The sequence below is a fragment of the Micromonospora tulbaghiae genome (genome assembly GCF_900091605.1).
GTDB lineage: Bacteria > Actinomycetota > Actinomycetes > Mycobacteriales > Micromonosporaceae > Micromonospora > Micromonospora tulbaghiae.
Window position 1 is genome coordinate 139,195 of record NZ_FMCQ01000011.1, and the last position, 13,161, is coordinate 152,355.

Sequence of the window (13,161 nt, forward strand, 5' to 3'; positions counted from 1 at the left end):
CGGCGGGGGTAGACGAGAATCCATGGTGGACTCACGGGGCAAGTCAGTCGGTCGTTACCTCATGCGCCTGGTCGGCGGCGTGGCCGTCATCTTCGGCCTGCTCGGCATCTTCGCCACGCTCGCCGACGGCAACCTGGTCGGGATCGTGCTCAGCGTCGTGTTCATCGGCGGCGGGGTGTTCCTGCTCAAGCGCTCCGGCCCGGACAAGCGGGCGGACTCCGTGCCGCGCGCCGCGCGCTGACAGCACCCGGCCACGCCGGTCCGCGCGCAGCGCCGGACGTGTCGGTGCGCCGGACGTGTCGGTGCCGGCGCCTACGCTGTGGCGATGGTCGACAGACGTCAGGTGATGGCCTTCCGCGTGCGCGCCCAGCAGCTCGACCGGGCCGAGGGCTCGCTGGCCGACACCGCCGTGCTCGACATCGGCGTGCAGGACACCGGCCCCGACGGCGGCCGGTGGGCGCTCGCCGCGCGCGGTGTCGACGTGGCTCCGCTGACCGGCGACGACGTGGTCATGCTCTGGACCGTACGCGGCGCCCCGCACCTCTACCGCCGCGCCGACGTGGGCGCGGTGGCCGCCGCGGTCGAGCCGTTCTCCGACGCCGACGCGGGCAAGCGCATCTACGACGCGGCGAAGCCGTTGAAGGCCGCCGGCATCGGCATCCTCGACGCGCTGGACGAGGTGGCCGCGCGGATGCGGGAGGTCGTCCGCAAGCCGACGGTCAAGGGCGAGGTCTCCGGGCGGCTCGCCGAGGTGATGCCGAAGCCCTACCTGCGGTTCTGCCGGCCGTGCAACGCGACCCACCTCTACGAGATGCCGTTCCGGCTGGCCGCCGTACGCGCCGGCCTGGAACTGCGGCTCGACACGTCGCCGCCGGTCCTGGAACGCATCCGCGCCTTCCGTCCGGCCGCCGCGCCCGGCGACCGGTTCGACCTCGTCCGCGCCTACCTGCGGCTGCTCGGCCCGGCCACCCCGAAGCACGTGGCCGACTACCTCGACGCCCCGGTCAAGGAGGTCAAGGCCCGCTGGCCGCGCGACACGGTCGAGGTGAGCGTCGACGGCGAGACGCGCTGGCTGCTCGCCGCCGACGAGGCCGCGCTGGCGTCGGCCGAGACCACGACGACGCGCCTGCTCGGCCCGTTCGACCTGTTCCTCCAGGCGAAGGACCGGGCGACGCTGGTGCCGGACGCGACTCGCGTCAAGGAGCTGTGGCCGGTACTGGGCCGCCCCGGCGCGGTGCTGGCCGACGGGGAGCTGGCCGGCACGTGGCGGCCCCGCAAGTCCGGCCGGACCTTCACCGTCGCCGTTCAGCAGTGGCGCAAGCTCACCGGCAGCGCACGCGACGCGGTGGTGGCGGAGGCCGAGCGCCTCGCCGCGTACCGGGGGGTGCCGCTGGCCGGCGTCGACTTCGCCGGCTGACCGTCTACGGCGTCCGGCCGATCGCCGTCCAGGCCGAGGCGCTGACCTCCACCGGCCACCGCTCGCCGAGTAGTGACGCGCACCGGTCGCGCAACGTCGCGCGGCCGGCCGCGTCGAGCCGCTGGACGTGGTCCCCGGCCGGGCCCACCCCGAGCGTGTACGGCTCCCACCACTGGTCGAAGCTCGCGAAGCTCACCTCGACGGTGAGCATGGACGACCGCACGTCCCGCAGGCCGGCGGCGGCGAACAGTGCGGCGAGGTGGCCCTCCCGCGCCCCGGCGAGCCCCGACTCGTCGTGCGCGTCCGGGTCGAGCGACCGGACCGCCTGCCAGAACACGGTCAGCGGCCCACGCCCACCGGCGTGGTCCCACACGCAGGCCGCCACCACGCCGCCGGGACGGGTCACGCGGGCCATCTCCCGCAGGCCGGCGACCGGGTCCGTCATGAAGTGCACGACGAGCTGGGCGAGGGTGACGTCGAAGCCGCCGTCGGGGAACGGCAGCAGCTCCGCCGACGCCCGCCGGATGTCGACCTGGGGCAGCCGTTCCCGGGCCGCCGCGACGAACGGCGCCGACGGGTCCACAGCCGACACCGCGGCGGGCCCCAGCCGGGCGGCCAGCTCCGCCGTCAGCGCTCCGGTGCCGCAGCCGACATCGAGCGCCCGCAGCCCCGGCACGACGCCCGCCACGTCGGCGAAGCGCACCGCCAGCGGCTCGGCGAAGCGGCCCATGAAGCGGCCGTACGCGTCCGCGCCGACATCGAATCCCACCGCGTCAGGCTAGCCGCCCACTGGCACGATCACCGTCATGATTGTCTGGATCAACGGTGCGTTCGGTGTCGGCAAGACGACCACCGCGCGGCTGCTCACGAACGCGCTGCCGGACGCGCGGCTGTTCGACCCGGAGTTCCTCGGCTCGATGCTCACCGCGTTCGTCACCTCCCCCACCGGAGACTTCCAGGACCTGCCGCTGTGGCGTCACCTCGTCGTGCAGACGGTCACCGGGCTGGACCGGCACCACGCGGGCGTCTGGATCGTGCCGATGAGCCTGCTCGACCCGGCGTACCGCGCGGAGATCCTCGGCGGCATCCGCGCCGCAGGCGTCGACGTCCGGGAGGTCGTGCTCACGCTCCCCGAGGACCGGTTGCGGGCCCGCATCGACACCGACCAGGTCGAGGTCGGCGCGCGCGCCTGGCGGCACGACCACGTCGCCCGGGCGCTCGCCACGTTCGCGTCGGTGACCGACGCCCGTCGGATCGACGCCTCCGCCCCGCCGGAGCAGGTGGCCGACGCCGTCGCCGCGCACGTGCGCGCCGAAACTCGCTGTCGGGCCTCCGGGCACGGTGGTAGACAGCCGGGGTGACCGAACCCCTGACGTTTGCCGATCGGCTGCGGCTGATCGACGACCGGGCGGCCGCGTTCCGGGACGCGGTCGCCGCCGCGCCGGACCTCGACGCGCCGGTGCCGACCTGCCCCGAGTGGACGCTGTTCGACCTGGCCCGGCACATCGGCGAGGGACGCCGCTCGTGGGCGGCCACCGTCGCGGCCGGACCGGAGGCGTCCGGACGGGCCACGCCGGACGGGCCGGGCGCGCCCCGGGAGCGCACGGCGCTGCGGGACTGGCTGGCCGAGTCCACCGAGCGGCTGCTGGTCGCGCTGCGCGACGCCGGCCCCGATCGCGGTTGCTGGACGTGGTGGGACACGTCGCAGTCGCCGCAGAACTGCGGCGCCGTCGCCCGGCACCAGCTCCAGGAGATCGCGGTGCACACCTACGACGCCCAGCTCACCGTGGGCGCGCCGCAGCCGGTGCCGGTCGAGGTGGCCCTCGACGGCGTGGAGGACTTCCTGTCCACCTGCTGCGCGACCACTGTGCCGTGGCCGTACGAGCCTGCCGTCCTCGACTACCACGTCACCGAGGGCGGATGGTGGCGCGTGCGGCTCTCCCCCGACGGCGTACGGGTCACCAGCCTGCCCGCCGGAGCCGATGCGGGTCCGGCCGACACCGCCGCCAGTTCCAGCGCCGGTGATCTGGTCCTGGCCTTCTACGGCCGGACACCGCTGGACGCGCTCAGCCTCGAGGGCGACCGGCGGGTAATCGACCGGATCGCGGCGTGGGACCCGGACGCGTAGGGGCGACGGCCTGATCGTGGGAGGATGGCCGGCATGCCGGGTCGTGCGTTGAGCTTCGGAGCGGCCGCGCAGGCGTACGAGCGTTTCCGCCCCGGCTATCCCGAGGAACTGGCCGACCTGGTGCTGGCGTACGCGGACCGGCCCGTCCGGACCGCCCTGGAGATCGGGGCCGGGACCGGCAAGGCCACCCGGCTGTTCGCCCGGCGCGGCATCGCGGTCACCGCCACCGACCCGGACGCCGCGATGCTCGCCGAGCTGCGCCGGCACGTGTCCGCGGACGTCCGGGTCCGGCAGGCCGCGTTCGAGCAGTTGCGCGCCGACGAGCGCCACGACCTGGTGTACGCGGCGGCGGCCCTGCACTGGACGGACCCGGACCGGCGGTGGGAGCGGATCGCCGGGCTGCTCACGCCCGGTGGCGTGTTCGCCTCGTTCGGCGGCCCGCTGCGGCTGGCCGACCCGGCGCTGCGCGACGCGGTGGCCGCGGCCCGGTCCGAGTTCCTCGCCGACGACGAGATCCCGTCGCCGGACGGGACGCCGCCGTCGGCAGGCATGCAGTGGCCCGGCACCGAGCTGCGCGCGTCCGAGTGGTTCGCCGACGTGCGCCAGTCGGAGATCGAGCGGCGGATCACGATCAGCGCCGACGACTACGTCGGTCTCCTGTCGACCGTCTCGGCCTATCTCGAACTGCCGCCGCAGGTACGCGAGCAGGTGTTCCGCCGCGTCCGGGACGCCCTGCCCGGCACGGTCGAGGTCACCGCCGACGTCACGGTCCACCTGGCGCGACGGCTGCCGCGGTCCTGATCATCCGGCCCACGAGGGCCGCCAGACCGGCCCGGTCAGCGCCGGCAGGCCCGCGAAGTGGCGGATCACCGGCCGCAGCCCCGGGTGCGGGCCGGTCCGGGGCAGCATGAGGTTGATCGGGTACGCGAGCACCGGACCCGCGATCGGGATGCGGCGCAGGTCGTGGCCGGCGGGCCAGAGGTAGCGGTCCCGGGCGCCGACGAGCGTCGCCACGTCCGCCGAGTCCGCGAGCGTGTCGAGGAGCACCTCGGTGCCGAAGTTCGGCCCGGTCGCGTCCACCCACAGGTCGAAGGCGTCGGCGAGCTGCTCGTAGAACTCGCCCCACTCGCTGCCCGGCACGATGCCCGGCACCCGGAGCCGGTGTCCGCGCAGCTGGGACGGCGTGAGCGTGCGCGCGGACGCGAGCGGATGCCGGGGCCCGGCGAGCAGTTGCAGCGGCGAGTCGAACGCGCGGACCATCCGTACCTCGGGCGGCAGCGCGGCCGGGTCGGTGACGGTGCGGAACGCGGCGTCCACGTCGCCGGCCCGAACCGCTGCGGCGACCTGCCGGGGGTCGTCGACCCGCAGCGTCACCACGTCCAGGTCCACGCCCGGGTGCGAACGCCAGTAGTCGTGCAGCAGGACGGCCTGCGCGCTGCGCAGGCCGAGCACGTCGATGCGGGGCGCCCGCGCGCCGGGCCGGACCGCGGCGACCGCGCGGTCCGCGCCGGCCACGACGCCCCGGGCGTGCGGGAGGAACGCCAGGCCGTCGCCTGTCAGCTCGACCCCCCGGGGTGTACGGGTGAACAGGCGCACCCCCAGCTCCCGCTCCAGCGCGGCGATCCGCTTCGACACGGCCTGCTGGGTGACGCCCAGCTCGTCGGCGGCGTGCCGGAACTGCCCGAGTTCGGCCGCCCGCACGAACGACCGCACCGCCTCGCTGTCCACCGGCCCACAGTAGGCGGCCCCAGCCGACGGTTGTGGCGCGCCGGGCGGCGGTTGTTTGCTGCGGCACCAGCGCGGCCGGTCTGATGCGCGGGGCATCGGTGACGGGGGCGGGGCGTGCGGAGACTGGGATCGGATTTCGGGTGGCTGTGGTCGGCCTACGCGGCGAGCACGTACGGCACCTGGCTGGCGTTCGGCGCGTTTCCGCTGATCGCGGTGCGGGTGCTGGATTCGTCGGCGTTCGCGGTGTCGCTCCTGGAGGCGGCCGGGCTCGCCGTGGCGGCGGTGCTGGCGGTCCCGCTCGGCCCGTGGGTGGCCCACCGGCCCAAGCTGCCGGTGATGGTCGCGACGGATCTGGTCCGGTTCGCGGCGCTGGCGAGCGTGCCGGCCGCGCACGCGCTCGGGGTGTTGTCCTACGGCCAGTTGCTCGTCGTCGCGGTGGTCTGCGGGACGGCCGGCATCACGTTCACCGCCGCGTCCGGGGCGTACCTGAAGAGCCTGGTCCGTGGTGACGGGCTGCTGGCGGCGAACGGGCGGTTCGAGGCGACGAGCTGGGCCGCGACGGCGGCCGGGCCGCCGCTCGGGGGCGCGCTCGTCGGGCTGCTCGGCCCGGTCGTCACCATCACCGCCGACGCCGTGAGCCATCTGCTGTCGGCGTTCGCGGTGCGGCGGATTCGCGGCGGCGACACGGCGGCGTCCCGCGTCCCGGCGAGCGGCTCGCGGGCCGCCGACCTGGGCGCGGGCTGGCGGTTCGTGCGCCACGACCCGGTGCTGTGGCGGCTGTTCCTCAACTCGGTGCTGGTCGGCGGCCTGATCATGGCGACCGCGCCGTTGCTGGCGGTGCTCCTGCTGGGTGAGTACCGGGTGGCGGCCTGGCAGTACGGGCTGGTCTTCGGCGTCTCCGCGCTCGGCGGGGTGCTCGGCGCACGACTGAGCCCGCGCCTCGTGCGGCGGTACGGGCGGCGGCGGGTGATGACGGTGGCCGGCTGGCTGCGGTCGATCGTTCCGCTCGGTCTCGCGTTCACCCACCCGGGGACCACCGGACTGCTGACCGTGATCGCCGTCGAGTCGGCGCTCATCACGTGCATGGGCGTGTTCAACCCGATCTACGCGACCGAGCGCCTGCGCCGGACCCCGCAGGCGCACACCGCACAGGTCCTGACCGCGTGGAGCGTCACCGGCCGGCTCACCCAGGCCGCGCTGATGACCGCGTGGGGCGTCCTCGCCACTGTTGTCGGCCCACTCGCCGCGATCACCGCGTCCGGGGTGCTGCTGCTCGCCACGCCGCTGCTGCTGCCGACCCGTCGGCACACGCGCGACCCGGAGCCCGCACGCCCGGCCGCTGCGGTCTCCCGAACCCGGCGGCCGGACGGTCAGACCGCCAGGTAGGCGGTCAGCCGGTCGGCGAGCGGGCCCGGATGACTGAGCGCGACCGCATGGCCGCCGTCGATCTCGTCCGGAACCACGCCGAGCCGGTCGGCGGCGACCCGGCGTTGGAAGTCGGCGGGGAAGAACCGGTCGTCGCGGCCGATGAGCACCCTCGTCGGCACGGCCGGCCAGGTGGCCGACGGCCACGGCTCGTCCCACTCCGCGCTGACCTGCTGCCGGCCGTGCGCCGGCGCCTCGGCGACGATCTCGGCCGGCACGCCGTTGTAGAACTGCTGCTCCTCGCTGACCCCTTCCGGCTCGCGGTAGCCGGTGTTGCCCCACCACTCCCCCGGCTTCTCACCGGGCCGCGGGATCATCGGGGTGAGCAGGACCAGCAGCCGCACCGGCAGCCGGTCGGCGACCAGCGGCGCGGTGAACGCGCCGTACGAGTGCCCGACCACCACGAGGTCGTCGCGATTGCCGACGGCGTCGATCACCGCCTGGCGGAAGTCGGCGAACCCCGCCGACCGGTCCCCGATCGGCAGCTCCGGCACCACCGTGTCGTGACCCCGGGCGGCCAGCTCGGGAACCAGCCGATGCCAGTCCCACGCGCTGCCCCCGCCACCGTGGATGAGCACGAACGTCGTCATGCCCGGACCCTCCCACACCGGTACGACATGCGTGGCCATCAGTGCGGATACGCCCGCGGGATCCGGGTGGCCCGCAGCTCGTCGCGGAACGCCTCGATGCGGGTGACGACCTGACGCCGCCCGATCGTGTTCTCGATCCGGTCGAGGTAGAGGCAGCGGGCGGCGAGCCGGGGCAGGTCGACGGAGAAGTAGATCGCCATGAGGGGGTTGACGAACAGGTCGCCGTGGCCGGTGCGCCGGCTGAACCGTACGTCTCCGCACGCGCCGCCGGTGGCGGCGGCGATCTGCCCCTGGACGATGCTCGGCCGGTGCGGGGTGGCGGCCTGGGCCTGCGCGACCGCCTCGCGGTAGAGCACCGCCTCACGGCTGGAGCCCGGAATGGACAGCGCGCCGAGGTAGCCGCCCTCCCGGTCGAGCGCGGCCAGGTTCTCCAGCACCTCGACGTGGTTGACGCCGTCGTGCGCGTCGATGCCGAACCCGAGGCTGCTCACCAACCGGACCGGCACGTCCAGCCCGGCCACGGCGGCCAGGCTGGTGATGTCCTCCACCGGTGTGCCCAGGCCGCTCTCGTCGCCGCGCAGCAGGATGTCGGTGCCGCCGTCCACGAGCACGATCGCGTCGACGTCGAGCCGGTCGACCAGGTGCCGGTACGCCTCGCGCAGCGGCTGCACGCCCAGCGGCGGGAAGGCGTATACGGTCGACGGCAGGTCCCGGCCCGCCAGCCAGCGGGCCAGGTGCGCCTCCGGGAAGTACCAGTCGGGGCTGAGGGTGTCCGGCCGGATCGCCGCGACGTGCTCGTCCACCCACACCTGCCGGTCGAGCAGTTCCAGCTCCGAGAAGGAGAGACTGGCCAGGTGCACCCGCCTGCCGGCCTGCCACAGCGCCAGCGCCAGCGGCAGGCCGGCGTACACGTCGAAGCCGCCACCGGCGCCGGCGATCAGGACGTCACGTGCCGGGGCCAGTGCGGCGAACAGCGGCGGAACGGCCAAGGTGTACGCGGCGGTGTCGGTCACCAGATGATGATCTCCGGTCGCCTGACGGGCCGCTGTCCCGTGGCCACCCGGCCGATGGTCGGGGCCCGCTCGTTCAGACCGGGCGGCCGAAGGTGACCGCCTCCCGGACGAGCCGTGGCGCCTTCTCCGCCAGTTGCGCGTCCGGTCGCGCGCCGAGCGCGTCGTTGACGGTGGAGAACGCCAGCCGGAACGCGATGAGCGTGGTCGCCTCGAAGATCTCCCGGTCGCTCAGGCCGGCGTCGCGCAGGCGTTGCGTGTCGGCCTCGATGGTGGCGTTCGGGTCCGTCACGACCCGGCGGGCCCAGTCGGCGAGCGCCGTCTCCCGCTCGGACAGGTCCGCCTCGTCGCCGCGCAGCACCGCGGCAGCGGTCGTCTCGTCGCTCATCCCGGCCAGCCGCGCGCCCCAGGCCAGCGCGCAGTACGAGTCGCCGCGGGCGGCGGCCGTGGCGGCGACCAGCACTGCCACCTCCCGTGAGGACAACGTGGACTCGGACAGCAACTCGGTGCGCGTGTTCTGGAACGACATCAGCACGTCCGGACGCCAGCACCAGACGCGGGTGAGGTTGTTGACGTAGCCGTCGGCGGCGAGGTCGTCCTCGTACGCGGCTTTCGCCGCCGGGCTCTGCGGCGGTTCGGGGAGGAAGGCGGGGTTCATGCGGGCAGTCTGCGCCACCCGGGCGTCCCCCACTGGCTGATCAACGACAGTACGATCCGCTGATGATCCGGGCGGTCTTCTTCGACGTGGGCGGGACGGTTCTCGACGAGACGCGCGAGTTCGCGACCTGGGCGGACTGGCTGGGCGTTCCACGGCACACGTTCTCCGCCGTCTTCGGCGCGGTAATCGCCCGTGGCCTGGACTACCAGGAGGTGTTCCGGGCCTTCCGGCCCGACTTCGATCTCACCGCCGAACTCGCGCGCCGGGTCGCGGCCGGTGACCCGGAGTCGTTCGGCGCCGACGATCTCTACCCGGACGCGCGGGCGTGCCTGGCCGCCCTGCGGGAGCAGGGACTGCGCGTCGGCTTGGCCGGCAACCAGCCGGAGCACGCCGAGGCAACGCTGCGGGCACTGGACCTGCCGGTGGACGTGATCGGCACGTCGGCGGCCTGGGGCGTGGCGAAACCGGCGCCGGAGTTCTTCGCCCGGGTCGTCCGCGAGGGCGGCGGCGACGCGTCGGCGATCCTGTACGTCGGTGACCGGCCGGACAACGACGCCGCGCCGGCGATTGCCGCCGGCATGGCGGCGTGCCTGATCCGGCGTGGCCCGTGGGGTCACATCCTCGACCTGCCGGGCGTGGCCGACCGGTGCCTGTTCCGCATCGACTCGCTGGACGAGCTGCCGGACCTGGTCGCGCGGCACAACGGCGCGGGCGGCTAGCTAGCCGAACACGGAGACCCGGGTGCGGTGGTGGCGCGGCGACTCGATCTCGTCGACCACCGCGACCGCCAGGTCGGCGTACGACAGGTGCGCCGACGCCGGGGCCTGCTCGCCGCCGAGCCGGTAACGGCCGGTGCGAGCGCCGTCCACGTCGAGCGCGGCGGGCGGGGTGAGCACCAGCCAGTCGACTGTGGTGTCCGCCGCACGGAGCCGGTCCAGGCCGGCGGCGTGGCTGAGCGCGAACGGCCGCAACTCGGCGGGCAGGGCGGCCGGGTCGTCGTAGAGGGGCCGGCCGTGCGCGTCGGTGAGCGTGGCGAACAGCCCGATCGCCACGAGCCGCGGCACACCTGAGCGGGCCAGGCCGTGCAGCAGCGCGTCGGCCGCGCGGACGAAGAACTCCGGATCGAGGCCGGCGGCGGCGAGCGCCTCCGGCCCGGAGGCCGGGCTGACCGCGTGGACGACGGCGTCGTGCCCGTACCCGATGGAGGCGACCGCCTCCGGGTCGGTGACGTCGCCGCGTACCGCGGAGGTGAGGTCGGGGTGGCGGGCGGGGTCGCGGACCACCGGGGTGACGCGGTGGCCGCGGCGGTTTGCCTCGGCGGTGACGGCACGGCCGGCGCGGCCGCCCGCGCCGAGGACGGCGATGCTGGTCATGGCGCGACGCTAGAGCGCCGGGTGCCGGTTACCGCAACGGTACCGGCGTTACGCTTTGACGGTGACGCCGCTCGATCCGGACATGTTCGATCCCGCGTGCCCGTCGCGGGTGATGCCGCTGCGGATCGGCGACAAGTGGACCGCGATGGTGGTGCTGTGCCTGGAGCACGGGCCGCGCCGGTTCACCGAGCTGCGGGTGCCGCTGCGCACGATCACGCCGAAGGTGCTTGCCGAGACGTTGCGGGCGATGGAACGCGACGGGCTGGTCACACGCACGGCCTACGACGAGAACCCGCCGCGCGTGGAGTACGCGCTGACGCCGCTGGGCCGCAGCCTGCTGACGCTCGTCGCGGCGGCCCGGTCATGGAGCGAGCGGCACCTGGACGAGTTGCTGGCCGCCCGCCGGTCGAACGATTCGCGGACGTCGTGACGACACCGACCGGCGCCGGGCGCGGCGGCCTGCGAAGGTTCATCGCGAACGTGATGACGAACGTCCTCGCGAACCTCATCGCGGCGGCGATCATCTACGTGCTCGCCGCGGCCGCCGGGCTGCTCCCCCGCGACCCCGCGCTGGTCCTCGCGGCGTTGTTCCTCGTCGGCCTCGCCGCAGCCATGGTGCTGCTCTTCCTCATCACCACGAACGCCTTCGCCGACAAGGAGGACATCCTCGGCGGCTGGATGGCCATCGCCCTCGGTGCGCCGATCCTCACGTCGGCCGTCACGTACGCGTTCCGGGAGCGCGATCCGGCGGCGGGGGTCGCGGGCGGGCTGCTCGGCGCGGGGCTCGCCGGCGCCGGCGTGGCGATGCTGGTCGCCGGACGGCGGCTGCGACGGGCGGCCGACCCCTCGACCGACGGCGAGCAGCGGGCGGGCGATTCGTCGCCCGAGGGCGACCAGCGGGCGGCTGAGCTGCGGGCCCGGCCGTAGCGTCGTACCCCTGGCATAGCCTTCCGGCCATGGCGAGCGAGGAGTTGGACGAGCTGATCGTGCCCGACGCGGACGCGCTGCGCGCGTGGCTGTCCGCCAACCACGACACGTCGCCCGGTGTCTGGCTGGCGCTGGGCCGCAAGGGCGGCACGATCACGACGCTGACCTGGCAGCAGGCGGTCGACGAGGCACTGTGCTTCGGCTGGATCGACGGGCAGGCCCGCAAGCGCGACCACGAGAGCTCCTGGATCCGGTACACCCCGCGCCGGGCGCGCAGCGCCTGGTCGCAGCGCAACGTCGCGCACGTGGCCCGGCTGGAGTCGGAGGGGCGGATGACGCCCGCGGGCCGGGCCGCGGTGGAGGCGGCGAAGGCGGACGGCCGGTGGGCGGCGGCCTACGCGCCGCCGTCGGAGGCCGAGGTGCCCGCCGACCTGCTCGCCGCCATCGCCGTCGAGCCCGCCGCCCAGGCCATGTTCGACGTGCTCACCAGCGCCAACAGGTTCGCGCTCATCCACCGGCTCAACGCGGTCAAGCGCGCGGAGACCCGGCAGCGCAAGATCGGGGAGTTCGTCGCCATGCTGGCCCGCCATGAGACGATCCACCCGCAGAAGGCGAAGCCCTCGCGCACGTCGTGACGTCAGCCCCGGTCCAGCGCCCGCATCGTGTGCCGGTAGCCGACCGTCTCGTGCCCGACCACCTCGACGATCCCCGACAGCGCGACCAACGCGATCGCGGCGACGAGCGCGGTCAGGCTGGCCCGGTCGTCCGGATGGACCGGCCCGGTGGCGCCCAGCACGGACGGGACGGCGACGGCCGCCGCGAGCGGTACGAGCGACGCCACCAGCAGCGGCACGTGCGTCAGATCGTAGGAGTGCAGGAGCACGCTCCACGTCACGAAGATCATGACGAGCAGCGCGGCCGTCGGCACCGCGAGCGAGAGCGCCACCTGGAGGACGGAGAGTTTCTCCTCCTCGACCGCGCTGGTGGCGACGCGCAGCCCGGCGCCCACCGCGGCGATGGCGCCGAAGACGGGCAGGTGCGCGTAGCGCCACGCGAACGCGCGAGCAGGCCGCCGTTCCAGGACGGGCCGGGAGGGCACGAGGAAGTACGCCCACCAGAGCGTGGCGGCGAGGACGAGCCCGGACGCGATGATCACGACGGCGGCGACGCTCCACCCCTGTTCCCGGATCAGCGCCCCGACGGCGGCGGTCGTGGCCGCGACCACCTCCCCGAGCGTGATCAGCGTCAGGAGGCTGAACCGTTCGGCCAGGTGACCGGCGTTCCACGGTGGGCTGCCGAGCCGCCGTTCCGTCACCACAGGCAGGACCATCTCGGCCAGGGCCAGCAGCACGAGCGCGGCGACGACGACGCCGACCGGCAGCGGGAGGATCGCGGACAGCAACCACCCGACCTGCGCGACGGCGATGGTGACCGCGTACGCGACGGTGGTCCGGCGGTGCGTCGGGTCCTGGCGGGCGGCGCGCAGCCACAGCCCGATGATGGGTACGCGCATGACGATGTAGCCGACGACCAGCAGAAGGTTGTTCGGGCTGCCGCCCTCGGCGGTGTCGTCGAAGCTCACCGGCAGCCCGAAGATGAGGATGACGACGCCGAGCATCTGGACGAGCGTCGCGCCGCGGAACAACGCGTCGTCGTTGTCGTACGCCGAGGAGAACCAGGTGAAGTTGATCCATGCCCACGTCACCGCGAAGATCGCGAACGCGTAGGCGCCGAGCGCCGCTCCCACGTGCCCGTCGCCGATGCCGTGGGCGAGCTGGTCGGCGGCGGCGCCGAACGCGACGACATACGTCAGGTCGTACAGCAGCTCCAGCGGCGTGGTGGACCGGCCCTTCTCACCGGGGTCACGACCGGTCATCGGCCGCAGCCTGTGGTACAGCTCGTGTC

17 protein-coding genes are annotated in these 13,161 nt (G+C 74.4%); 10 read left to right on the top strand and 7 right to left on the bottom strand.

Going from position 1 to position 13,161, the window contains the following annotated elements; translation table 11 throughout:
* The first annotated feature begins 22 nt into the window (after window positions 1-22).
* Entirely contained in the window at window positions 23-241 is a 219-nt protein-coding gene (locus GA0070562_RS27195; RefSeq protein ID WP_139135502.1) for a hypothetical protein, read from the top strand.
* Between the two features lie 84 nt (window positions 242-325).
* Complete coding sequence (locus tag GA0070562_RS27200; RefSeq protein WP_091427371.1) at window positions 326-1,417, top strand: winged helix DNA-binding domain-containing protein; 1,092 nt, start codon at window positions 326-328, stop codon at window positions 1,415-1,417.
* A 4-nt stretch (window positions 1,418-1,421) separates the two neighbouring features.
* On the opposite strand, the gene GA0070562_RS27205 is transcribed toward GA0070562_RS27200, so the two are convergent.
* Window positions 1,422-2,186 (bottom strand): class I SAM-dependent methyltransferase, encoded by a 765-nt coding sequence (locus GA0070562_RS27205; protein WP_091427241.1) that lies wholly within the window; start codon window positions 2,184-2,186, stop codon window positions 1,422-1,424.
* 37 nt (window positions 2,187-2,223) lie between these two features.
* On the opposite strand from GA0070562_RS27205, the gene GA0070562_RS27210 reads away from it, so the two are divergent.
* The 3 genes from GA0070562_RS27210 to GA0070562_RS27220 are packed head-to-tail and all read left to right on the top strand — an operon-like array spanning window position 2,224 to window position 4,346.
* Window positions 2,224-2,778, top strand: coding sequence for a P-loop nucleotide/nucleoside kinase family protein (locus tag GA0070562_RS27210; RefSeq protein ID WP_091427244.1), 555 nt, complete (start codon window positions 2,224-2,226; stop codon window positions 2,776-2,778).
* Complete coding sequence (locus GA0070562_RS27215) at window positions 2,775-3,545, top strand: maleylpyruvate isomerase N-terminal domain-containing protein (RefSeq protein ID WP_091427246.1); 771 nt, start codon at window positions 2,775-2,777, stop codon at window positions 3,543-3,545. The genes GA0070562_RS27210 and GA0070562_RS27215 overlap by 4 nt, the downstream gene beginning before the upstream one ends.
* Before the next feature lie 33 nt (window positions 3,546-3,578).
* The gene (locus tag GA0070562_RS27220; protein WP_091427249.1) at window positions 3,579-4,346 is read left to right on the top strand and encodes a class I SAM-dependent methyltransferase; all 768 of its coding nucleotides are present in this window, start codon (window positions 3,579-3,581) and stop codon (window positions 4,344-4,346) included.
* On the opposite strand, the gene GA0070562_RS27225 is transcribed toward GA0070562_RS27220, so the two are convergent.
* The gene (locus GA0070562_RS27225) at window positions 4,347-5,273 is read right to left on the bottom strand and encodes a LysR family transcriptional regulator (RefSeq protein ID WP_175438891.1); all 927 of its coding nucleotides are present in this window, start codon (window positions 5,271-5,273) and stop codon (window positions 4,347-4,349) included. It lies immediately after the preceding gene.
* Between the two features lie 114 nt (window positions 5,274-5,387).
* Between GA0070562_RS27225 and GA0070562_RS27230 the strand changes: the two genes are divergently transcribed.
* Complete coding sequence (locus GA0070562_RS27230; RefSeq protein WP_091427250.1) at window positions 5,388-6,659, top strand: MFS transporter; 1,272 nt, start codon at window positions 5,388-5,390, stop codon at window positions 6,657-6,659.
* Here GA0070562_RS27230 and GA0070562_RS27235 read toward each other — a convergent pair.
* The 3 genes from GA0070562_RS27235 to GA0070562_RS27245 form a co-directional block, all read right to left on the bottom strand.
* Window positions 6,644-7,288, bottom strand: a complete 645-nt coding sequence (locus tag GA0070562_RS27235; protein WP_091427375.1) for an alpha/beta fold hydrolase — start codon at window positions 7,286-7,288, stop codon at window positions 6,644-6,646. The genes GA0070562_RS27230 and GA0070562_RS27235 overlap by 16 nt on opposite strands.
* Before the next feature lie 38 nt (window positions 7,289-7,326).
* Window positions 7,327-8,301, bottom strand: coding sequence for a DUF1152 domain-containing protein (locus tag GA0070562_RS27240; protein WP_091427252.1), 975 nt, complete (start codon window positions 8,299-8,301; stop codon window positions 7,327-7,329).
* A 73-nt stretch (window positions 8,302-8,374) separates the two neighbouring features.
* Window positions 8,375-8,956, bottom strand: coding sequence for a carboxymuconolactone decarboxylase family protein (locus GA0070562_RS27245; protein ID WP_244253855.1), 582 nt, complete (start codon window positions 8,954-8,956; stop codon window positions 8,375-8,377).
* Between the two features lie 62 nt (window positions 8,957-9,018).
* Here GA0070562_RS27245 and GA0070562_RS27250 point away from each other — a divergent pair, with 62 nt between their 5' ends.
* The gene (locus GA0070562_RS27250; RefSeq protein WP_091427254.1) at window positions 9,019-9,675 is read left to right on the top strand and encodes an HAD family hydrolase; all 657 of its coding nucleotides are present in this window, start codon (window positions 9,019-9,021) and stop codon (window positions 9,673-9,675) included.
* Here GA0070562_RS27250 and GA0070562_RS27255 read toward each other — a convergent pair whose 3' ends face one another.
* Entirely contained in the window at window positions 9,676-10,329 is a 654-nt protein-coding gene (locus GA0070562_RS27255) for an NAD(P)-dependent oxidoreductase (protein WP_091427255.1), read from the bottom strand.
* Window positions 10,330-10,390: 61 nt separating this feature from the next.
* On the opposite strand from GA0070562_RS27255, the gene GA0070562_RS27260 reads away from it, so the two are divergent.
* Genes GA0070562_RS27260 through GA0070562_RS27270 form a run of 3 tightly spaced genes read left to right on the top strand, consistent with a single transcriptional unit; the run spans window position 10,391 to window position 11,891 of the window.
* Window positions 10,391-10,759, top strand: a complete 369-nt coding sequence (locus GA0070562_RS27260; protein ID WP_307800035.1) for a winged helix-turn-helix transcriptional regulator — start codon at window positions 10,391-10,393, stop codon at window positions 10,757-10,759.
* Window positions 10,756-11,256, top strand: coding sequence for a diguanylate cyclase (locus tag GA0070562_RS27265; protein WP_254663877.1), 501 nt, complete (start codon window positions 10,756-10,758; stop codon window positions 11,254-11,256). The genes GA0070562_RS27260 and GA0070562_RS27265 overlap by 4 nt, the downstream gene beginning before the upstream one ends.
* A 29-nt stretch (window positions 11,257-11,285) precedes the next feature.
* A complete protein-coding gene (locus tag GA0070562_RS27270; protein WP_091427257.1) occupies window positions 11,286-11,891 on the top strand; it encodes a YdeI/OmpD-associated family protein in 606 nt (201 codons plus the stop codon).
* Between the two features lie 2 nt (window positions 11,892-11,893).
* On the opposite strand, the gene GA0070562_RS27275 is transcribed toward GA0070562_RS27270, so the two are convergent.
* Window positions 11,894-13,132, bottom strand: coding sequence for a low temperature requirement protein A (locus tag GA0070562_RS27275; RefSeq protein WP_208576360.1), 1,239 nt, complete (start codon window positions 13,130-13,132; stop codon window positions 11,894-11,896).
* Window positions 13,133-13,161: the final 29 nt, after the last annotated feature.